Raw genomic sequence first — 19,712 nt, forward strand, 5'->3', positions numbered from 1 at the left:
GATTCAGCATGAGCATGTCCCTGCGGGTGGTGGTGCCACCCCATCCCCTGATCGCCCACTGGCTCACCGTGCTCCGCGATCAGGCCACCCCGCCGCCCCTGTTCGCCAGCGCCATGGCCGAGCTGGGCCGCTGGCTCACCTACGAGGCGATCCGCGACTGGCTGCCGCAGCGGCCCGTCACGGTGCAGACCCCGCTGGCGGCCTGTGAAGGGACCGTGGTGGATGCAGCCGTGCCGCTGCTGGCCGTGCCGATCCTGCGGGCCGGTCTCGGCCTCTGGCAGGGAGCCCAGACCGTTCTGCCCACCTGCCGGGTGGCCCATGTGGGATTAAGCCGTGATGAAGCGACCGGAGCGGCCCACTGCTACCTCGACACCCTGCCGGCCACGATCGGCGATCAGGTGGGTGTGCTGGTGTTCGATCCGATGCTGGCCACGGCGGGCAGCCTGATTCAGGTGCTGGAGCGGCTGGACCAACGCGGGGTGCGTGGCGAGAGGCTGCGGGTGATCACCGCCCTGGCCGCGAGCCCCGGCCTCAGGGCCCTGGCCGATCGCTTTCCCCAGCTCACCGTGTACACCGCCTGCATCGATGCCGACCTGGACGAGGCCTTCCGGATTGTGCCGGGACTGGGCGATGCCGGCGACCGGTTGTTCGGCTCCGAGGGGCCCGAGATTTAGGCTCCAGCTCCGTTCGCGCCGCACCCATGGCCGTTGCAGTCGGCAGTGCTGCCTCCCAGCCCCGCCGGCTCGGGGCCCCGGATCCGGCCAGCCTGCGCGGCCAAGTGCGGGTTCCAGGCGACAAGTCGATCTCCCACCGCGCCCTGCTGTTCGGCGCGATCGCCATCGGTGAAACCGAGATCGACGGCTTGCTCCCCGCCGAGGATCCGCTAAGCACCGCCGCCTGCCTGCGGGCGATGGGGGTGGGCGTAGGTCCGATCGAGGCCGGCCAGCTGGTGCGGGTGCAGGGGGTGGGACTGGATGGACTGCGGGAGCCCGACTGCGTTCTGGACTGCGGCAACTCCGGCACCACGATGCGGCTGATGCTGGGCCTGCTGGCCGGCCGCCAGGGCCGCCACTTCGTGCTCAGTGGGGATGCGTCGCTGCGGCGAAGGCCGATGGGACGGGTGGTCCAGCCCCTGGCGGCGATGGCAGCCCAGGTGCACGGCCGCGACGACGGGAACCTGGCCCCCCTGGCCGTTCTCGGCCGGGCCCTGCATGGAGCCGTGATCGGCACACCGGTGGCCTCGGCCCAGGTGAAATCGGCCATCCTGCTGGCCGCCCTCACCGCCAGCGGTGCCACCACCGTGATCGAGCCGGCCCGCTCCCGCGACCACAGCGAGCGGATGCTCAGGGCCTTCGGTGCTGATCTGAGCATCGGCGATGAGCTGGGCCGCCAGGTGACGCTTCAGCCAGGTGGGGTGCTGCGGGGCCAGCGGGTGGTGGTCCCCGGTGACATCAGTTCCGCCGCGTTCTGGCTGGTGGCCGGTGCCATCACCCCCGGCGCCGACCTCACGGTGGAGAATGTCGGGCTGAATCCAACCCGCACCGGAATTCTGGAGGTGCTGGAGCAGATGGGAGCCCGCATCGAGCAGCTCAACCTTCGCGAGGTGGCCGGCGAGCCGGTGGGGGATCTGCGGGTGCGCCACGGTCCGCTGCGGGCCTTCACGATCGGCGGTGAGCTGATCCCCCGTCTTGTCGATGAAATCCCCGTGCTGGCGGTGGCGGCCTGTTGCGCTGAAGGGGTCAGCAGGGTGACCGATGCCGCGGAGCTGCGGGTGAAGGAAACCGACCGGCTGGCGGTGATGGCCCGACAGCTCACGGCGATGGGGGCCAGGCTGGCTGAATCGGCCGACGGCCTCACAATCGAGGGGAGCACCCGCCTGCATGGCGCTGTCGTCGACAGTGAAACCGACCACCGGGTGGCGATGAGCCTGGCCGTGGCCGCCCAGGTGGCCACGGGGATCACCGAGCTGCACGGCAGCGAAGCGGCGGCGGTGTCCTACCCGGGATTCTGGGAAGACCTGGCGCGACTCCAGGCCTGAGCCGCCTCCAGGCCTGAGGCCGACGGTGGGGCCGGTAGATTCCGCCCAGATCGCCTCGCCCGCCATGCTCGCCGTTGCCATTCTGGCTGCCGGAAAGGGCACCCGAATGAAAAGTGAGGCCCCCAAGGTGCTGCAGGAGCTGGCCGGGGCCACGCTGCTGGAGCGGGTTCTCGACTGCTGCGACAGCCTCTCCCCTGATCGGCGCCTGCTGATCCTCGGCCACCAGGCCGGCCGGGTCGAAGCCTCCCTGGCCCGACGCTCAGGCCTCGAGTTCGTGCGCCAGGAACCCCAGAACGGCACCGGCCACGCGGTGCAGCAGCTGCTTGTACCGCTGCAGGGATTCAGCGGAGATCTGCTGGTGCTCAACGGTGATGTGCCGCTGTTGCGTCCAGCCAGCCTGGCCCGCCTGCTGGCCCAGCACCGCAGCAGCGGCGCTGCCGTCACCCTGCTCTCGGCGCGACTGGAGGACCCCAGCGGCTACGGCCGGGTGTTCAGTGATGGGGACGGGCTGGTGAGTGCGATCGTCGAGCACCGCGACTGCAACGACGCCCAGCGCACCAACGACCTGATCAATGCCGGCATCTATTGCTTCCACTGGCCACGGCTGGAAGCCGTGCTGCCCCACCTGGAGGCCAACAACGACCAGGGGGAGCTCTACCTCACCGACACCGTTGCCCTGCTTGATCCCGCCCTGCAGCTGGAGGTGGCCGACAGCGGCGAGATCTTCGGCATCAACGACCGGCTGCAGCTGGCCCAGTGCGAGGCGGTGCTGCAGGATCGATTGCGGCGTCACTGGATGACGGAAGGGGTCACCTTCCTGGATCCGGCCAGCTGCAGCCTCAGTGATGGCTGCCGTTTCGGCCGCGATGTGGTGGTGGAACCCCAGACCCATCTCCGCGGCGACTGCCTGATCGGTGATGGCTGCCGGCTGGGACCAGGCAGTCTGCTGGAGAACGTGACCCTGGCGGCCGGCGTCACGGTGCTGCATTCGGTGCTGCGCGATGCCACGGTCGGTGAGGGCTGTCAGATCGGCCCCTTCGCCCAGCTCCGCAACGGCACCCGCCTGGCGGCTGACTGCCGGATCGGCAACTTCGTTGAGATCAAGGCCAGCCAGCTGGCGGCGGGCTGCAAGGCCAATCACCTCAGCTACATCGGCGATGCCGAGCTCGGGGCCGCCGTCAACGTGGGCGCCGGCACCATCACGGCCAACTACGACGGCATCCGCAAGCACCGCACCCTGATCGGCGCCGGCAGCAAGACCGGTGCCAACTCGGTGCTGGTGGCACCGATCAGCCTCGGGGCGAACGTGACCGTGGGGGCGGGCTCCACCCTCACCCAGAGCGTGCCGGCGGGTGCGCTGGCCGTGAGCCGATCACCGCAGCGGATCAGGCTCGACTGGCCTGGCCCCGCCGCCTAGCCGAACCGGGCTTCCAGGGCGGGGATCAGCCGCTCCAGGGCGACGCCCCGGCTGGCCTTGAGCAACAGCTGATCATGGGGCCTGAGCCACTCCAGCAGGGGGGAGAGCGCCTGCTCGGGCGTGGCCACCCTCGCCAGCCGCGCCACCTTGAGCGCCGCCTCGGCCATCGCCTCTCCCTCGGCACCGCCATCGACGATCACCAGGCCGTCGAGGCCGAGTTCGGAGGCCAGGGCACCGATGCTCCGGTGCAGCTCCACGCTGTGGTCGCCGAGTTCGCGCATCGTGCCGAGCACGGCCAGATGCCGGCCCGGCTGGGCCGCCAGCAGGTGCAGCGCCGCCGCCACCGCTTCCGGCGAGGCGTTGTAGGTCTCATCGAGCAGGGTGATGGCACCCAGCTGGCGGCGGCTGCTCCGTCCGCCCGGCAACCGGGGCCGCAGGGCCGCCAGCTCAGCCGCCGGGACGCCGAGCTGGTCGGCAACGGCCAGGGCCAGCAGCAGGTTGCGGGCATTGTGCGCTCCATCGAGCGGCAGGCGGAAGTGATCACCGTTGCAGACCAGATCGGCTCCCTGGAGCTGGGCACACCAATCAGCAGGAGGCAGGTCGGCGGCAACTGGATCGGTGGCGAGGGCCACCCGCAGCACCCGGCCAGTCCAGACAGCCCGGAGCGAGTGCTCCAGGAGGGGGTCACCGGCCGGAATCACCACCAGGCCATCGGGCCTGAGCGAGCTGGTGATCTCGCACTTGGCGCGGGAAATCGCCTCGCGGCTGCCGAGCCGGCCGATGTGGGCCGTGCCGATGTTGGTGATCACCACCACGTCCGGCTCGGCGCAACGGGAGAGCCTCTCGATCTCGCCGGAACCCCGCATGCCCATCTCCACCACGATGGCGCGGTGTTGAGACGTGGCCCGCAGCAGGGTGGCTGGAACGCCCACGTCGTTGTTGTCGTTGCCGCTGCTGGCCAGCACTGGCCCTAGCGGTTCGAGAGCGGCGCGCAGCAGCTCCCGGGTGGTGGTCTTGCCGGCCGAACCGGTGACTGCCACCACCGGTGCCGCCAGGCTGCGCCGCCACTGCCGGGCCAGTTGCTGGTACCCCAGCAAGGTGTCGTCCACCACCCAGGCCGGCAGACCCGGCGGCAGCCTGGCGCTGTGGCTGCGATCCACGAGAGCGGCCTGGGCACCGAGCTCCAGGGCCTGCTTCAGGAAGTCGTGGCCATCAAAACGCTCCCCCACCAGGGCCACGAACAGCTGGCCAGTGGCGAGGGCGCGGCTGTCGGTGCAGACCGGTCCGAGTGGCATCTCCGGTTCGAGCCGCTCCACCCCGATCGGGGGGCCCCACAGCGCTGTCAGCTCGCCTAACCGCATGGACTCAGACCGTCTCGGGAGGTTCGAGCACGATCATGCCGCCTCCCACCAGGGCCGATCGACCCAGAAGGCGTCCCCTCCCGTCGACCAGCTCCAGCTTCTCGTAACCGAGCGCATGGGCCCGCTCCAACCAGGCTCCGGCCTGCTGCTCGCGCTGGACGGCGGCCTGGGAGCCGAACCCATCCGCCAGGGTGAGCTCCAGCAGCGAGCGGCCGCCCTGGGGACGGGCGGCGATGATCAGCCCGGCCGGATCCTGCTCAGCCAGCAAGGCCAGCAGGGGATCGATCTGCAGGGGTGTGGGCTCCACTGCGGCGGTGGCCGGGCTCAAGGCAGGCTCCTGGCTCAAGGCAGGATCCGGGTTCAAGGCGGGGTACTGGCCCATGGCGGGATCCGCCGGAGGCGCCCCGGAAAACTCCTGCTGGGGTGCTGGGGCTGCTGCCGGAGTGAGGGGGATGGGGGCGCGATCAACGGGCGGGCCCGGCAGGGAGAGCCACCGGGCCACCAGCAGCACGGCACCCAGCAGCAGCGCCACCAGCAGCGGCCAGAACCAGGGCCTGAGGCGCCGGGGCCAGCGGGACGGCACCCAGAGGTCCCCATCGCCGTTGAGCCGCCAGAGCTCCTGCCGCTTCAGCCGCAGGCTGGCCAGCACCGCCCGGACATCCCGGCCGAGCAGCAGCCAGGGGTTGCGGTAAGGCGCCGGCAGTTCGTGCTGGTCGATCGGTGCCTGCTGCTCCGCATCCGGGTCCATCGCAGGGGCGGCTCAGGGGCTGCCGCGGCGCAGCAACTGCGACAGCCGCTGCTGCAGGGGGGCGGCGATCGCGATTGAAGGAGCGGGCTGGGGATCCGGCTCGGGATCCGGCTGCTTGACCGTCACCGCTTCGAGCCCGGCGGGATCCAGCTCACCCGTCTGGAGGGCCGGTGGGTCGGGGATGCCGCGCAGCTCGCGGTAGAGGCGGTCGTAATCAAGGGCGGAGCGATCCCAGCTGCTGTCGCGGCCCATGGCGCGGCGCTGCAACTCCCGCCAGCTGCTGGTGTGGCGCCAGGCCTCCCAGGCCCTGACGATCGCGGTGTAGAAGTCGATCGGCTCGTAGCGGTCGAAGCAGAAACCGGTGCCGCTCTGCTGGTCGGGCAGGTGGGGAGGAACCGTATCCACCAGGCCGCCCACCTTGCGCACCACCGGGATGCAGCCGTAACGCATCGCCAGCAGCTGACTGATGCCACAGGGTTCGAAGCGGCTCGGCATCAGGAAGGCATCGGCGCCGCCGTAGATCAGCCGAGCCAGGGCATCGTCGTAGGTGAGGAACACCGAGAACCGGCCGGGATGGCGGCTGGCCATCTGCCAGAGCATGGCTTCGTAACTGCGATCGCCGGTGCCGAGCACGACGATCTGACTGCTGGTGTAGGCCAGCACCCGCTCGGCCACCTGCAGCAGCAGATCCACCCCCTTCTGGTCCACCAGGCGGGAAACCATGCCCATCACGAAGCTGTCGGGAGAGGGGCTGAGGCCCATGCGCTCCTGCAGCACCCGCTTGTTGGTGGCCCTGGGCTCAAGATCATCCGGCGTGAACCGGGCCGGCAGGCTGAGATCGCTGCTGGGGTCCCAGTCTTCGGTGTCGATGCCGTTGAGGATGCCGCTGAGTTTGCCGCTGAAGAAATTCAGCAGATCCTCAAGCCGCTCGCCGTATTCGGCGGTGCGGATTTCCTGGGCATAGGTGGGGGAAACGGCGTTGATCCGATCGGCCTGGATCAGGGCCGCCGCCATGGTGGTCTCGCCCTGCATGTACCACGGGCACCAGGTCATGCGCTCGAGCTTCCAGCGCCATGGCCCCTGGTACTTGAGGTTGTGGATGGTGAAGACCGTGCTGATTTCAGGGTCCTGGTGCATCCAGACCGGCAACATGCCGGTATGCCAGTCGTGGCAGTGAAGCAGCTCCGGCTTCCAGTGGTGCCAGCAGAATTCAGCTGTGGCGTTGGCGAAGAAGGTGAAGCGCCAGTCCTCGTCTTCGCCGCCGTAGATCCGGGCCGGATTGAAGACGGGATGGCCGACCAGGTAGATCGTCAGGCCGTTGCCGGGATGGCGTGTTTCGTAGATGGCGAAATCGGTTCCCATCGCCCAGCCGTGCCAGATCGGCTCGGCGGGGATCGACAGCTGACCCCAGAGCTTGCCGTAGCCGGGCAGGATCAGTCGCACGTCGTGGCCGAGGGCGGCCAGGGCCGGGGGCAGCGAGCCCACCACATCGCCCATGCCGCCCACCTTGACCATCGGGGCGCACTCGGCGGCGGCAAACAGCACGCGCATGGGAGGTCGCTCAGGTCGGGGAAACTCTACGGGTGCTCTCCGGCGGCAATCCGCAGCCCGGCAGGCTCGGGAAGAGGGCGGCTGGTCAAGGCAGCACCGTTACCAGGGTGCCGACCTGGACAAGCTCATAGAGCTCCTGAACGTTTTCCTCGAACAGGCGGACACACCCATGGGAAACGGCCCGGCCCACGCTGCCGCGGTTCGGGGTGCCGTGAAAGCCGGAGCTCACGCATCCCTTCACCTCCAGGTGCTGCTGACCATTGAAACCACTGCGCCCCTTGCAGTCGAGCAGGAAGCCGATCCAGCGGCTGCCGAGGGGGTTGGCCGGACCAGCCGGCACCACCACACCGGTGGCGGGATGCTTCCACTCCGGATGGGCCCGCTTTTCAATCACCGCGAACTGACCCACCGGCGTTTCCCAGCCCGGCATCCCAACCGCCACGGGAAAGCGGCGCAGCTCGCGGCCGTTCTCCAGCACCAGCAACTGGCGCTTGCCCCGCAGCAGCACCAGATTGCGGCCGGGGGTGAGCTCCGGGGGCAGAAGGGCCGGTTGGCTGATCAGTGGGTCCGAAGGCCTCAGCACCGAACTGGAACCCAGCCAGTCGCCGGCGATGGCGTGCTGGGGAATGCCACAGCTGGCGCCGATCAGAGCTGCGGCCCACAGGGTGCTCAGGCGAGGCACGGCTAAACGAACGGTTGGCAATGAAGGACGGGCCTCGGCCCAGGCCTACAGATTACCCAGCCGGCTAGGGAAGCCAGGGCTGGGCTGAGAAATCGGGATCCCGCTTCTCCAGGAAGGCATCCCTGCCCTCCTGGGCTTCGGCGGTTCGATAGAAGAGGTGGGTGGCCTGGCCGGCCAGTTCCTGCAGACCGGCCATGCCGTCGGTTTCGGCATTGAAGGCGGCCTTGAGGCAGCGGATGGCAGTGGGGCTCTGGCGCAGCACCTCCCTGGCCCAGCGCACCCCCTCCGCCTCCAGGTCTTCCAGCGGCACCACCGCGTTGACCAGCCCCATCGCCAGGGCCTCTGTGGCGTCGTAGCGGCGGCCGAGGAACCAGATCTCCCGGGCCTTGCGCTGCCCCACCACCCTGGCGAGATAGCTGGCGCCGTAGCCGCCGTCGAAGCTGCCCACCCGCGGGCCGCTCTGGCCGAACACCGCATTCTCAGCGGCCAGGCTGAGGTCACAGAGCAGGTGAAGCACCTGGCCGCCGCCGATCGCGTAGCCCGCCACCAGGGCGATCACCACCTTGGGCAGCGAGCGGATCAGCCGCTGCAGATCGAGCACATTGAGTCTTGGCAGTCCGGATTCATCCAGGTAGCCGCCGTCGCCGCGCACGCTCTGGTCACCACCGGCGCAGAAGGCGTGGACCCCATCGGCCGCCGGACCGGCGCCGGTGAACAGCACCACCCCGACGGCAGGGTTCTCGCGCACCCGCGCAAAGGCATCACAGAGCTCCTGCACGGTCTGGGGGCGAAAGGCGTTGCGCCTGGCGGGACGGTTGATCGCAATCCGGGCGATCCCCTCCGAGCTGAGATCGAAACAGATGTCTGTGTAACTGCCGGCCGCGGTCCACGCCACGGCAGCTCCGGTCGGGGTGGATTCGGCGCTCATCGCGATCGAGCAGACGGGAGCGTCATTCTGTGACGGAGGTTGCGGCGGCCCGGAGCTCCTGCCGCAGAGCCGCATCGGCGCGGCGGTCGGTGCGCAGCTCCAGCAGGGCCAGCCGCTGGCTGAAGCTCCAGGCCAAGGCCTCCTCCAGCTGCTCCAGCCGCCCCACCCGGCGCCAGGCCACCCCATGGGCAGCCGCCAGGGCGCAGTGATCCACCGCCTGGGGCATGGCGAACAGACGATCGAAATCCATCACCGCCGCCGCCGCCGCTTCAGCTGCCCCAGCCGCTGGCCGGATCGGCAGCTGCTCGAAGATGCCGCCGCCGCCGTTGTCGATCAGCACCACGGTGAGATGGCCCGAGAGTTGCCGGCTCCACAGCCAGCCGTTGCTGTCATGCAGAAGGGCCAGATCACCGGTGAGCAGCACCAGCCTGCCCAGACTCTCGGCCAGTCCCGCCGCCAGCGACAGGGTGCCGTCGATGCCGGAGGCACCCCGGAAACCGAACAACGGCCGGGCGGCGGCGGCCGGATCCGAAAAGCTCTCCCAGTCGCGGACGGGGCTGCTGCTGGCCAGCATCACCGGCAGCTGGGGCGGCAGCAGGCGGCTCAGTGCCCGGGCCAGGGCCGGCTCCCGCGGCGAACCCATCGCCGGCAGCTGCTGGCTGAGCAGCGTCTGGCAGCGCGCCTCCAGCCGTTGCCAGCGCTGCCGCTTCTCCAGGCTGGCCGCCGAGGCCTGCCCAGCCCAGAGCGAAGCGGGCAGGGCCGCGCACCAGCGCTCCAGCCCGGCAGCGAAGCCCTGGGACACCGTGCCGAGCGGATCCTGGTTGCGGGGCTCGTCTTCGCAGATCAGCAGCTGGCGGCCGCCGAGCTGGCTCAACCAGTCCTGAAGGCGGCGGCTGGCCGGCAACGGGCCGAGCCGCAGCACCTGGCCCACGGCCAGCTCCGCTGGCGGGGCCTGCAGGAACAGGTCGTAGCTGGCCACCAGCTCCAGGGCCTGCTCCCCCCTGAGCCCGGAGAGCCCATCGGCGAGCAGGGGCCAGCCGCTGCGCTCCTGCCAACGGCGCAGGGCGGCGATGAAGGGAGCTCGCCGCTGCGGGTGGCCGCGCCAGGGTCCGGCCACGATCAGGCCAGGCTGGTCGGGATCGAGCCGGAGCTGGGGTGGCAAGGCAATCTCCCCGGCGGGCACGGCCGCCGCTGCAGGCTCGGCCTCAGCGGCATCAAGGCCTGAGGTCAGGGCCAGCAGGGCCGCCGCATCGGCGTGAAGAGGTTCATCGAACGGCAGATTCAGATGGACCGGCCCGGCCGGCGACCCGGTGGCGGCCCGCCAGGCCAGGGCGGCCAGCCGCTCGATCGCGGCCGTGGGCATCCCGCCCAGGCCGGCCGGGTCCGCTTCCCCCACCCAGCGGCAACTGGGCCGCAGGAACTCCTCCTGGTTCACGGTCTGGTTGGCGCCGCAACCCTTGCGATCGGCGGGACGGTCGGCGCACAGCAGCAGCAGGGGGATGGCGCCATGGTCGGCTTCCACCGCCGCCGGCAGCAGGTTGGCCACCGCGGTGCCGGAGGTGGTGACCACGGCCGCCGGGTACCCATCGGCCCGGCTCAGCCCGAGGGCGAAGAAGGCGGCGGAGCGTTCGTCGATCGCGGTGTGCAGGCTGAGGCGCCGGCCGGCCAGCAGCCCGGCCGCCATCGCCAGCGGCCCGGAGCGGCTGCCCGGGCAGAGCACCAGGCGCCGCAGGCCCTGCCGCTGGAGGGCCTGCAGCAGCTCCAGGGAAGCAGCGAGGTTCCTGGTTGCGCCCACCCCCGTCCCCCCGGCCTGTTCAGGATGGATCATGACCAATCCCCAGGACAGCTCGGCGCCATGACCTCTCCCGATGGGGCTTCGAACCGGCCCGGTCTCCTGCGGCAGCTGGCCGGGCTGCTGCTCTGGGTGGGCCTGGCCCTGCTGCTGCGCTGGGCGGTGATCGAGCCGCGCTGGATCCCCTCGGGCTCGATGCTGCCCACCCTGCAGCTGCGCGACCGGATCCTGGTGGAGAAGATCCGCCCCCGGCTGCCGGCCCCCCTGCCGCTCGGCACGATCGTGGTGTTCCGCCCGCCCGATCCCCTGCTGGAGGCCGGCTACGACCCCGATGCGGCGCTGATCAAGCGGATCGTGGCCCTGCCGGGGGACCGGATCGACGTTCACGACGGTGTGCTGCACCGCAATGGCACCACCGTGGCCGAGCCATGGCTCCGCTCGCCGATCGACTACGAGCTGGCCCCCCTGGTAGTGCCACCTGGCCACCTGCTCGTGCTGGGGGACAACCGCAATGCCAGCCTCGATTCCCATCTCTGGGGGCCCCTGCCGGCCGATCACGTGATCGGCACGGCGGTGTTCCGCTACTGGCCGTTGAACCAGTTCGGACCGATACGGTTCTCCCTCTCCGAGCGGAGTGGATCGTCCTGAAGGCCTGCGTTAGGGTGCAGATCGTGATGCAGAGCACACCGGAGATGTTCAACCCGGAGTTCCTGACGGCCGACAGCGAAGCGATCAACAGCAATCTGCTGATTCAGTATCTCCAGGATCAGTCTCCGGATGTGCTCCAGCGGGTGGCTCGCTCCGCCAGCGGCGACATTCAGGAAATCATTCGCCATAACGTTCAGGGCCTGCTCGGCATGTTGCCCGGCGAGCAGTTCGAGGTGAAGATCCAGGCCAGCCGCGACAACCTCGCCGGGCTGATGGCTTCGGCGATGATGACCGGCTATTTCCTGCGCCAGATGGAGCAGCGGATGGAGCTCGAAACCACCCTGTTCGGCGAAGGCGGCGAAGACAGCGATCCAGCCGAACTGAAGCTCTGAAAACCGGCTAGATCGATTCCTCCGGTGGATGGCTGCGGGGGACAACCCCCAGCTTCACCAGGCCCTGATCCAGCCCGGCCAGAAAGCTCCAGGAGCCACTGGATGAGGCCCAGTCGCGGCTTTCCAGATCAGCGGCCAGGGCCAGCAGGTCGCCGCCACGGCAGGGCAGCGGAGCGTCGTAGTGGGCGGGCACCAGCCAGGCCAGGCTATCGATCCTGCCCAGCTCCCGCAGCCAGGCCACCAGCTGGCCTCGAGCCCGCGGAAAAACCAGCCGCTCCAGCACCGGCGCCACCTGAGGCAGGGCCTGCCCCGGCTGGAGCAGCTGGGCACACTCCTGCTCCCAACCCGGCTCCCAGCGGAAGGGATAGAAGCCGAAATAGCAGCGTGGCTGCCGCAGACCAGGCTGCCAGCTCTGGCTGAGCACCTCCCGCCAGGGTGCCAGCGACACGGAGGCGGGCCGCAGGTATGAGGCGAACAGCACCAGCCGTCGCCAGCCGCGCCGCCGCTGCTCCGCACCATCGACAAGCGGCTGGTCGCCCCGCTCGCGGGCATGGAACAGCAGGGGGGTGGGATCCGCCTCGAACAGGGGCGGCGGTTCCGCAGAAATCGCCACCAGGGCATCGGTGATCAGCAGGGCGCCGCTGGCCCGGTGGAAGCAGGCCAGCTCCAGAAAGGTGCCCAGGCCCAGATCGAGGGGGCCGAGCGGCAGCCAGGCCAGTTCATCAGCGTGGGGAAGGCCCTGCTCGATCAGCACCCGGGTGCGGCCGGGCGGAAAGCCCAGCCAGGCCAGGGGCAGCGGCAACGGGAAACTCCATTGGCGCGGACTCACCCAGAGCAGGGCGTCGGGAAAGGCCCGGGCCATCGCCGGCACCGGCAGCTTGTGCTCAAGCCCCGAGCTGGTGGGCAACACGATCGAGAGCACCGGCCCGAAGCGCTCCACCAGCTTCTGCAGCTCCCCCAGCAGCTCGCCGGTGGGGGCGACCGGGGCATAGAGCAGCAGGCCGTGGCGCAACCGCAGCACGGTCATCCGGATCGGCACGGCCACGTAGAGCACCCCTTGCAGCTGCTCGAAACTCCAGACCTGATCAGGAATCAGCTCCCGCACCAGGGTGCGCCGCTGGCCATAGGGATAGAGGGGCAGCAGGGGCCACCAGGGCCAGCGCCGATCAGGCCTGCCGGTCACTCGGAAAACCCCGGTCGATGCCCCGCCGCCTCGACTGGGCCAGCAGACCGTGGCGGGGAGCGAACAGGAAACTCAGCACGAACAGGCCCGTCTGGACCAGCACGATGCAACCGGCGGTGGAGGCATCGAGCCAGTAGCTGAAATAAACGCCCAGCAGGCTGGAGCAGACGGCGGAGAGGATGGCGATCCAGGTCATCTGATCGAAGCGGTCGGTGAGCAGATAGGCCGTGGCGCCGGGGGTGACCAGCATCGCCACCACCAGGATGATTCCCACCGTCTGGAGGCCGGCCACCGCGGCGAGCGAGAGCACCGAGAGCAGCAGGTAGTGGAGGAAGCCGGTGTGGATGCCGATCGAGCGGGCGTGGGTGGGATCGAAGCAGAACAGCACAAGGTCGCGGTAGAACACCAGCAGCAGGATCAGCACCAGCCCACTGATCAGCAGGGTCTGGAGAATGTCGGAGGGGCTGATGCCGAGCACATTGCCGAACAGGATGTGGGTGAGGTCGATCGAGCTCCTCACCTTGGAAACCAGGGTGATCCCCAGGGCGAAGAACCCGGTGAACACCAGCCCGATCACCGTGTCCTCCTTGATGCGGGTCATCTGTTTGATGTATCCGATCACCGCCACCGACCCCACGCCGAACACAAAGGCACCGAGCGCAAAGGGCAGGTTGAGGGCGTAGGCGATCACCACGCCCGGCATCACGGCGTGGGACACCGCATCGCCCATCAGGGCCCAGCCCTTCAGGGTGAGAAAGCAGGAGAGCAGGCCGCAGACAGTGGCCACCAGCGCACTGACCAGCAGCGCCTTGACCATGAAGGTGTGCTGCAGCGGCTCGATCAACCAGGTCCAGGCGCCCATCAGGCTGGGCCCAGGCCGAAGGTGCGGGCCAGATTCTCCTGGGTGAACACCTCGGAGGTTTCGCCGTAGGCCAGCACGGTCTTGTTGATCAGCACCACCTGATCGCAGAAGCCGGTGACGTGCGCCATGTCGTGGGTGGAGATCAGCAGGGTGCGCCCCTCGCGGCGAAACTGCTGGAACAGCTCGATCATCAGCTTCTCGGTGCGGATGTCGACGCCGGCGAAGGGTTCATCGAGCAGCAGCACCGAGGCCCCCTGGGCCAAAGCCCGCGCCAGAAAGGCGCGCTTGCGCTGACCTCCGGAGAGTTCACCGATCTGGCGTTGATTCAGGGGCCAGAGCTCAACGCGCTCCAGGCTGTCGCGGACGGCCTGGTGATCGGAGCGGCGTGGAATCCGCAACAGATTCATTGATCCATAGCGGCCCATCATCACCACGTCGGCGACGCTGATCGGAAAGTTCCAGTCAACGCTCTCCGCCTGGGGCACATAGGCCACCGCATGGTCGCGGCGCGCCTGACGGAGGGAGTGGCCGTTGATGGCGATCGTTCCGTAGGAGGGCTGCACGAAGCCCATCAGGGCCTTGATCAGGGTGGATTTGCCGGCACCGTTCATGCCCACCAGGCCGCAGATGCTGGCCGCCTTCACCTGCAGGGAGGCGTCGTAAAGAGCCACCAGGCCGTGGTAATCCACGCTGAGATGCTGAACGGAGATGCGTGTTTCGGCCTGGGGTCTGGGGTTGTGCATCGTGTTCAGGGTCGCTGCAGTCCGCCGACCAGGGTGCGGATGTTGTGACGCTGCAGGGCCAGCAGGCTGCTGGCGGGACCACTGGCGGCGGAGAGGGAATCGACGTAGAGGGTGCCGCCGAAACGGGCCCCGGATTCAGCGGCCACCTGGCGCTGGGATTCGTCGCTGACCGTGCTTTCACAGAACACCGCCGGCACGTTGCGCTTGCGCACCAGCTCGATCAGGCGGGCCATTCGCTGCGGGGTGACTTGGGATTCGGCGTTGACCGGCCAGAGGTAGGCCTCCTTGAGACCATAGTCGGCGGCGAGGTAGGAAAACGCCCCTTCGCAACTGACCAGAACCCTCGTGCTGACAGGGATGCCGGCTACTGCCACGGTCAGCTCGCGATCGAGAGCACGGAGTTGAAGCCGGTAGCGATCGGCATTGCGGCGAAACGCCTCGGCATGGGCGGGATCGAGTGTGGTGAAGGCTCGGCGGATGTTCTCCACGTAGATCTCCGCCAGCTTCGGTGACAACCAGGCATGGGGATTGGGCTGGCCGGCGGCGGCATCGGTGGCGATCGGCAGCGGCAGGATCCCCTCGCTGAGGGTGGCGCGGGGAACGGCCGGGGCGCCGCTGTAGAAGCGCGCGGCCCAGGCTTCGAGATTGAGGCCGTTATCAAGGATCAGCTGGGCCTGGCCGACCCGCTTCAGATCAGCCGGGGTGGGTTCGTAGCCGTGGATCTCCGCCCCCACTTTGGTGATCGATTCCACCTGCAGGTGGTCGCCCGCCACCTGGCGGGCCATGTCGGCCAGCACCGTGAAGGTGGTGAGCACCAGGGGGCGGCCATCCGGAACGGCCTCAGGGGCGGATTCAGGCCCGGAATCCGTCGCCTGCGGCGGGCTCAGCGTGCAGCCGGCCAGGGTGAGGCCAAGCAGGGCGATCAAGCCCCAGACAAGGCTCGACGCCGGCTGGACTGGCTTCGCCGGCTGAAAGGCAATCAGGCTGCGCCAGCCCCGCATGGCCCACCGAGCGAATGAACCAGCCTGCCATCTCTGGCTGGAAATGGTGGCAACGGCAGCAAAAAGCCCCCTTGCGAAGGGGGCTGAAGGATGCACAGGAATCGAGTGTGCGCAGGAAAGTGCGCGCAGACAAAGGTGCTCAGCCGATCGCCGGGGCGACCAGGGCCACGGGCCGGGCTTCGATCACGGCCAGATCGAGGGGGAAGTTATGGGCGTTGCGCTCATGCATCACCTCGAATCCGAGATTGGCGCGATTGAGCACATCGGCCCAGGTGTTGAGCACCCGGCCCTGGGAATCCAGGATCGACTGGTTGAAGTTGAAGCCATTCAGGTTGAAGGCCATCGTGCTCACCCCCAGGGCGGTGAACCAGATGCCGATCACCGGCCAGGCGGCCAGCAGGAAGTGCAGGCTGCGGCTGTTGTTGAAGGAGGCGTACTGGAAGATCAGGCGACCGAAGTAGCCGTGGGCGGCCACGATGTTGTAGGTCTCCTCTTCCTGGCCGAACTTGTAGCCGTAGTTGAGGCTTTCCGTTTCGGTGGTTTCCCGCACCAGCGAACTGGTGACCAGCGAACCATGCATCGCCGAGAACAGCGAGCCCCCGAACACACCGGCCACACCGAGCATGTGGAAGGGGTGCATCAGGATGTTGTGCTCGGCCTGGAACACCAGCATGAAGTTGAAGGTGCCGGAGATGCCGAGGGGCATGCCGTCGGAGAAGGAACCCTGGCCGAACGGATAGATCAGGAACACCGCGAAGGCGGCCGAGAGCGGTGCCGAATAGGCCACGCAGATCCAGGGGCGCATGCCGAGCCGATAGCTCAGTTCCCACTGCCTGCCGAGGTAGGCGGAGATACCGATCAGGAAGTGGAACACCACCAGCTGATAGGGGCCACCGTTGTAGAGCCACTCATCGAGGCTGGCAGCTTCCCAGATCGGGTAGAAGTGCAGACCGATGGCGTTGCTGGAGGGAACAACGGCACCGGAGATGATGTTGTTGCCGTAGAGCAAGGAACCGGCGACGGGCTCCCGGATGCCGTCGATGTCGACGGGGGGGGCGGCGATGAAAGCAATGATGAAGCAGATCGTGGCTGCCAGCAGGCAGGGGATCATCAGCACACCGAACCAGCCCACATAAAGGCGGTTGTCGGTGGAGGTGATCCACTGACAGAAGCCTTCCCAGGAGTTGGAACGTCCGCTGCGAACAACCGTTGTCATCGGAAGAACGAGGACGAAAGAGGACGGGATGATCGGGCCATCGAAGCGACAGCCAGATGACTCAACTTAGGAAGGGCGCCGAGTGAAGCTGCGATCAGCCAACCAAACGCAAGGGCCCGTTACAGGGCAACACAAAAGATGTAACGAGGCTGTCATGAAGGCAGTCCAACGCTGGGGACCGCCGCCACTCCGGCTGGGCCACCCTGGCGCAGCCAGTCTTTGGCCTGGCCGAGAAAACCAGGCCAGTCGAGCTGGGCCGCCACCGCCGCCCGGGAGACCAGCAGGGGGGCCTGGCGGCGCAGCTCGGCCAGATCGGCCTCGACCACCCCACTGCTGAGCGCGAGCCCATCAGCCATCGCCAGGGCCACCACCCGGGTGAGATAGGCGGCGCTGAGGGCCTGCAGGGCACTGCCCACCAGCCAGCTGCCCGCCTCCAGCCGCATCAGCGTCAGCAGGGTCTGGCTGCTCCATTCCGCCACGCCCAGGGCCAGGGCCGCTTTGGCCAGCTCGATCGCCGCCTCCCGCAACTGGTCGGCGCTCCAGCTGCAGCCCCAGAGCCGGGCCATCTCCTGGAGCATCAGGCCATTGGCAACGGCGAGAACGAGCAGATCCAGGCTGGGCAGCGGCGTGACCACGACCGCAGCCGCCACCAGCCACTGGGTGCGTTGGAGCAGGGGGCGCAGCCGCTCCCGTCGCAGCAGCTCCAGCTCCTTCTGCCAGTCGGCATGGAGTGTTTCGAGGCAACGCCGATCGGTGGCGAGCAGCAGCTGCCTGCCGCCGGCCTGCAGCTGCTGGCGCATCGGTTCGAGGCTGGCCGGCAATTGCGCCGATCCACCCGGCCAGAACAGCAGGCGCTCGGCAAAGTGCTGGGGCAACTGGGCGCGCAGCTCCAGCTCCAGCTGGGCACGAGCCGCCTGATCCAGGGATCCGCACGGCACCAGCAACCAGGCGGGCTGCCCCTCCGGCAGGCTGTCGAGCCAGCGCAGATCAGCGCCACCCAGACCATTGCCCAGGCAGTAGAGCAGCTGATCGGCTTCGGCAAACGGTTCGGCCCAGCGCCAGCTGGGGCTGGCGGCGGGCAGGGGATGGGCCCAGTGAAGAGCCAGGGGAAGGGGGCCGCGCAGGGCTTCGAGCAGAACCGGCTGAACGGCCGGGGCGGGCAGATTCACACCCACCACGGCCAGCTCAAGCTGGTGGCGTCCGCGGCGGCGGCGCAGCCGCTCAAGGCGCTCGGCCCTGGCCAGGCCGGCCGCAGCGGCCCCCTGCAGCTGATCGAACTGGAGCAGGAGCTGGTCACAGCGCTGGAACCAGGCCTCCAGGGACTGGGGCAGGGCGGGGCGCGGCCTGGTGCGGCTCCGGCTCAACAGCCACCAGCCCCCGGCCATCGCCGCCACGGTGAAGCCCGGCAGCAGCGACCCCTGGAGCGTGTCCACCGCCAGCAGGCCCCCGGCCAGAACAATGGTGGCGGGCAGCAGCAACCGGGCCGGGGCGGCGGGCAACCAGGGAATCGGCCAGGGCCTGGCTGGGGGGGCAGCCTGATCAGGTGGAAAAGCGGGAGCCACAGCGGGTGGGCAAGGGGGCCAGATCAGCTCCGGCTCAGGTGTGCATCTCTAGCTCAGCCCTGCCGATCTGCCCAGCCTGTCGATAAATTGCAGAGGATCCCGCCGGCGGCATGGCCATCCCCCACCCGCGAGGCAGTGCTTCCCCGCCTGGCGACGGCCGGGAGCAGGTGAAGCGGGTTCTGCTCACCGCCCTGGCGGTGAATGTGCTGATGAGCCTGCTGAAACTGGGGGTGGGGCTGATGAGCGGCTCCCTGGCGGTGCTGGCCGATGCGATGCACAGCGCCACCGATGGCCTCTCCAGCCTGCTGGGGCTGATCACCAACGGCCTCTCCGATCCGCAGCCCGACCGGGACCATCCCTACGGCCATCACAAATACGAAGGGGTGGGTGCCCTGGCGATCGCCGCCTTCATCTTCTTCGCCTCCTTCGAGATCCTCCAGACGGCCTTCCAGCGGTTGAGCGGTGGCATGACTCCGCTGCGCATCGGCGGCCTGGAGCTGTTTCTGCTGCTGCTGGCTCTGCTGTTCAACGTGCTGCTGGCGGCCTACGAACGCCGGGAGGGCCACCGGCTCGGCAGCCGGCTGCTGCTGGCCGATGCCATGCACACCACCAGCGACATCTGGACCACCCTGGTGGTGCTGGTGGGCCTGGTGGGGGTGGTGCTGCTGGGGCTGAACTGGCTGGATGTGGCGGTGGCGGTCCCGCTCGCCCTGCTGCTGGTGCGCGCCTGCTGGCAGGTGCTCAGCTCCAACCTGCCCTGGCTCGTCGATCAGATCGCCATCGCCCCGGAGGCCATCCATGCCGTGGCGATGGCGGTGCCGGGGGTGCTCAACTGCCACGACATCGCCAGCCGCGGTGTGCTCGGGCAGCAGGTGTTCATCGACATGCACATGGTGGTGTCGGCCGACGATCTGCCCACGGCCCACCGGATCACCGAACTGGTGGAGGAGCACCTGGAGGCCCGCTTCGGGCCGGTGCGCTGCACGATCCACCTGGAGCCCAGGGAATATGCCAGCGCCGAGATCACCTTCCGGGGGGTCCATGGTTGAGCTCGGCCGGGCGGGGGGCCTGGCACTCACCCCACGCCAGGGGTTGCTGCTGGCCGAGCACTGGCAGCGGCAGCAAGGCCAGAGCGGCTGGCACGGCGAGTTGCCGGTGCTGCTGCTCAACCGCTGCTGGTTGCGGCTGGAGCTGATCGGGGTGGCGGAGCTGGCCCGGCGGCTGCCGCCGGACAGCACGGCCGAGGCGCCGGAGCTGGCCCGGTTCCGCGACCTGCGCCAGGCCGGGCTGGAGGCGGGCCTGGCCGAGAGCCTCTGCTGGCAGGAGTTCGGCCAGGAGGCCTGCCAGTCGGCCCAACGGCGCTTCTGGCAGGCACGGGAGCGGGGCAACCAGGGTTGGACCCTGGCGGCCTATCTGGGCTTTCTGGCCCAGTACCGGGCGGCCTTCGAGCGACCGGGACCCAGGCCCCTGCCGCTGCTGGTGCTGGCCCGCGCCCAGGAGGGTGAGCACCACCGGCTTCACTGGCTCTGGGACCCCCCAGCGGTTGATGCGGCAAACTTGCCCCCGGAATGAGGCGGAGCGGCCATGG

Annotated in this window: 19 protein-coding genes; 7 read left to right on the forward strand and 12 right to left on the reverse strand. The window is 68.9% G+C overall.

Features of this window, described 5'->3' with window-relative positions; translation table 11 throughout:
- The first annotated feature begins 8 nt into the window (after positions 1-8).
- From upp to glmU, 3 genes are all read left to right on the forward strand, one after another.
- On the forward strand, positions 9-674 hold the full coding sequence (upp, locus tag ACXMDY_RS04455; RefSeq protein ID WP_259700926.1) for a uracil phosphoribosyltransferase: 666 nt from the start codon (positions 9-11) through the stop codon (positions 672-674).
- A 26-nt stretch (positions 675-700) separates the two neighbouring features.
- The gene (aroA, locus tag ACXMDY_RS04460) at positions 701-2,038 is read left to right on the forward strand and encodes a 3-phosphoshikimate 1-carboxyvinyltransferase (protein WP_259700909.1); all 1,338 of its coding nucleotides are present in this window, start codon (positions 701-703) and stop codon (positions 2,036-2,038) included.
- Between the two features lie 64 nt (positions 2,039-2,102).
- Positions 2,103-3,455 (forward strand): bifunctional UDP-N-acetylglucosamine diphosphorylase/glucosamine-1-phosphate N-acetyltransferase GlmU, encoded by a 1,353-nt coding sequence (gene glmU, locus ACXMDY_RS04465; protein WP_259700908.1) that lies wholly within the window; start codon positions 2,103-2,105, stop codon positions 3,453-3,455.
- Here the strand turns inward: glmU and ACXMDY_RS04470 are convergent.
- The 6 genes from ACXMDY_RS04470 to menD all read right to left on the reverse strand — a co-directional run bounded on the left by ACXMDY_RS04470 (position 3,452) and on the right by menD (position 10,553).
- Complete coding sequence (locus ACXMDY_RS04470; RefSeq protein ID WP_259700907.1) at positions 3,452-4,816, reverse strand: UDP-N-acetylmuramoyl-tripeptide--D-alanyl-D-alanine ligase; 1,365 nt, start codon at positions 4,814-4,816, stop codon at positions 3,452-3,454. The two genes, glmU and ACXMDY_RS04470, sit on opposite strands and share 4 nt — an antisense overlap.
- Positions 4,817-4,820: 4 nt before the next feature.
- Complete coding sequence (locus ACXMDY_RS04475) at positions 4,821-5,564, reverse strand: hypothetical protein (protein WP_259700906.1); 744 nt, start codon at positions 5,562-5,564, stop codon at positions 4,821-4,823.
- Positions 5,565-5,576: 12 nt separating this feature from the next.
- Positions 5,577-7,115 (reverse strand): glycogen synthase GlgA, encoded by a 1,539-nt coding sequence (gene glgA, locus ACXMDY_RS04480; RefSeq protein WP_259700905.1) that lies wholly within the window; start codon positions 7,113-7,115, stop codon positions 5,577-5,579.
- 85 nt (positions 7,116-7,200) lie between these two features.
- On the reverse strand, positions 7,201-7,797 hold the full coding sequence (locus ACXMDY_RS04485; protein ID WP_311133926.1) for a L,D-transpeptidase family protein: 597 nt from the start codon (positions 7,795-7,797) through the stop codon (positions 7,201-7,203).
- A gap of 64 nt (positions 7,798-7,861) precedes the next feature.
- Entirely contained in the window at positions 7,862-8,725 is an 864-nt protein-coding gene (gene menB / locus ACXMDY_RS04490; RefSeq protein WP_259700904.1) for a 1,4-dihydroxy-2-naphthoyl-CoA synthase, read from the reverse strand.
- Positions 8,726-8,747: 22 nt separating this feature from the next.
- Positions 8,748-10,553 (reverse strand): 2-succinyl-5-enolpyruvyl-6-hydroxy-3-cyclohexene-1-carboxylic-acid synthase, encoded by a 1,806-nt coding sequence (menD, locus tag ACXMDY_RS04495; RefSeq protein WP_259700903.1) that lies wholly within the window; start codon positions 10,551-10,553, stop codon positions 8,748-8,750.
- A 27-nt stretch (positions 10,554-10,580) separates the two neighbouring features.
- Here menD and lepB point away from each other — a divergent pair, with 27 nt between their 5' ends.
- Together lepB and ACXMDY_RS04505 are read left to right on the forward strand one after the other, a co-directional pair.
- A complete protein-coding gene (lepB, locus tag ACXMDY_RS04500) occupies positions 10,581-11,165 on the forward strand; it encodes a signal peptidase I (RefSeq protein ID WP_259700902.1) in 585 nt (194 codons plus the stop codon).
- Between the two features lie 44 nt (positions 11,166-11,209).
- Positions 11,210-11,557: a DUF760 domain-containing protein gene (locus ACXMDY_RS04505; protein ID WP_259700924.1), complete on the forward strand. Its 348-nt coding sequence runs from the start codon at positions 11,210-11,212 to the stop codon at positions 11,555-11,557.
- A gap of 7 nt (positions 11,558-11,564) precedes the next feature.
- On the opposite strand, the gene ACXMDY_RS04510 is transcribed toward ACXMDY_RS04505, so the two are convergent.
- The 6 genes from ACXMDY_RS04510 to ACXMDY_RS04535 all read right to left on the reverse strand — a co-directional run bounded on the left by ACXMDY_RS04510 (position 11,565) and on the right by ACXMDY_RS04535 (position 18,124).
- Entirely contained in the window at positions 11,565-12,740 is a 1,176-nt protein-coding gene (locus ACXMDY_RS04510; RefSeq protein WP_259700901.1) for a DUF4336 domain-containing protein, read from the reverse strand.
- Positions 12,724-13,602 carry a metal ABC transporter permease gene (locus tag ACXMDY_RS04515; protein ID WP_259700900.1) on the reverse strand — a complete coding sequence of 293 codons (879 nt, stop codon included), beginning with the start codon at positions 13,600-13,602 and terminating at the stop codon, positions 12,724-12,726. Before ACXMDY_RS04515 ends, ACXMDY_RS04510 begins: the two co-directional genes overlap by 17 nt.
- A complete protein-coding gene (locus ACXMDY_RS04520; RefSeq protein ID WP_259700899.1) occupies positions 13,602-14,345 on the reverse strand; it encodes a metal ABC transporter ATP-binding protein in 744 nt (247 codons plus the stop codon). The genes ACXMDY_RS04515 and ACXMDY_RS04520 overlap by 1 nt, the downstream gene beginning before the upstream one ends.
- 5 nt (positions 14,346-14,350) lie before the next feature.
- The gene (locus ACXMDY_RS04525; protein WP_259700898.1) at positions 14,351-15,346 is read right to left on the reverse strand and encodes a metal ABC transporter substrate-binding protein; all 996 of its coding nucleotides are present in this window, start codon (positions 15,344-15,346) and stop codon (positions 14,351-14,353) included.
- Between the two features lie 139 nt (positions 15,347-15,485).
- On the reverse strand, positions 15,486-16,562 hold the full coding sequence (psbA, locus tag ACXMDY_RS04530; protein WP_259700897.1) for a photosystem II q(b) protein: 1,077 nt from the start codon (positions 16,560-16,562) through the stop codon (positions 15,486-15,488).
- 152 nt (positions 16,563-16,714) lie between these two features.
- Entirely contained in the window at positions 16,715-18,124 is a 1,410-nt protein-coding gene (locus tag ACXMDY_RS04535; protein ID WP_259700896.1) for a YcjF family protein, read from the reverse strand.
- 110 nt (positions 18,125-18,234) lie between these two features.
- On the opposite strand from ACXMDY_RS04535, the gene ACXMDY_RS04540 reads away from it, so the two are divergent.
- Both ACXMDY_RS04540 and ACXMDY_RS04545 read left to right on the forward strand, forming a co-directional pair.
- Positions 18,235-19,173, forward strand: a complete 939-nt coding sequence (locus ACXMDY_RS04540) for a cation diffusion facilitator family transporter (RefSeq protein WP_259700895.1) — start codon at positions 18,235-18,237, stop codon at positions 19,171-19,173.
- Complete coding sequence (locus ACXMDY_RS04545) at positions 19,166-19,696, forward strand: hypothetical protein (RefSeq protein ID WP_259700894.1); 531 nt, start codon at positions 19,166-19,168, stop codon at positions 19,694-19,696. Before ACXMDY_RS04540 ends, ACXMDY_RS04545 begins: the two co-directional genes overlap by 8 nt.
- The last annotated feature ends 16 nt before the right edge of the window (positions 19,697-19,712 follow it).

This window comes from Cyanobium sp. ULC082 (assembly GCF_977927535.1).

Bases quoted from the DNA above. Each gene is read 5' to 3' on its own strand.
- menB (WP_259700904.1), bottom strand. From the start codon at position 8,725: ATGAGCGCCGAATCCACCCCGACCGGAGCTGCCGTGGCGTGGACCGCG.
- glmU (WP_259700908.1), top strand. From the start codon at position 2,103: ATGCTCGCCGTTGCCATTCTGGCTGCCGGAAAGGGCACCCGAATGAAA.
- ACXMDY_RS04525 (WP_259700898.1), bottom strand. From the start codon at position 15,346: ATGCGGGGCTGGCGCAGCCTGATTGCCTTTCAGCCGGCGAAGCCAGTC.
- ACXMDY_RS04505 (WP_259700924.1), top strand. From the start codon at position 11,210: ATGTTCAACCCGGAGTTCCTGACGGCCGACAGCGAAGCGATCAACAGC.
- ACXMDY_RS04515 (WP_259700900.1), bottom strand. From the start codon at position 13,602: ATGGGCGCCTGGACCTGGTTGATCGAGCCGCTGCAGCACACCTTCATG.
- ACXMDY_RS04470 (WP_259700907.1), bottom strand. From the start codon at position 4,816: ATGCGGTTAGGCGAGCTGACAGCGCTGTGGGGCCCCCCGATCGGGGTG.
- ACXMDY_RS04520 (WP_259700899.1), bottom strand. From the start codon at position 14,345: ATGCACAACCCCAGACCCCAGGCCGAAACACGCATCTCCGTTCAGCAT.
- ACXMDY_RS04540 (WP_259700895.1), top strand. From the start codon at position 18,235: ATGGCCATCCCCCACCCGCGAGGCAGTGCTTCCCCGCCTGGCGACGGC.
- ACXMDY_RS04545 (WP_259700894.1), top strand. From the start codon at position 19,166: ATGGTTGAGCTCGGCCGGGCGGGGGGCCTGGCACTCACCCCACGCCAG.
- lepB (WP_259700902.1), top strand. From the start codon at position 10,581: ATGACCTCTCCCGATGGGGCTTCGAACCGGCCCGGTCTCCTGCGGCAG.
- psbA (WP_259700897.1), bottom strand. From the start codon at position 16,562: ATGACAACGGTTGTTCGCAGCGGACGTTCCAACTCCTGGGAAGGCTTC.
- aroA (WP_259700909.1), top strand. From the start codon at position 701: ATGGCCGTTGCAGTCGGCAGTGCTGCCTCCCAGCCCCGCCGGCTCGGG.
- upp (WP_259700926.1), top strand. From the start codon at position 9: ATGAGCATGTCCCTGCGGGTGGTGGTGCCACCCCATCCCCTGATCGCC.
- glgA (WP_259700905.1), bottom strand. From the start codon at position 7,115: ATGCGCGTGCTGTTTGCCGCCGCCGAGTGCGCCCCGATGGTCAAGGTG.
- menD (WP_259700903.1), bottom strand. From the start codon at position 10,553: ATGATCCATCCTGAACAGGCCGGGGGGACGGGGGTGGGCGCAACCAGG.
- ACXMDY_RS04475 (WP_259700906.1), bottom strand. From the start codon at position 5,564: ATGGACCCGGATGCGGAGCAGCAGGCACCGATCGACCAGCACGAACTG.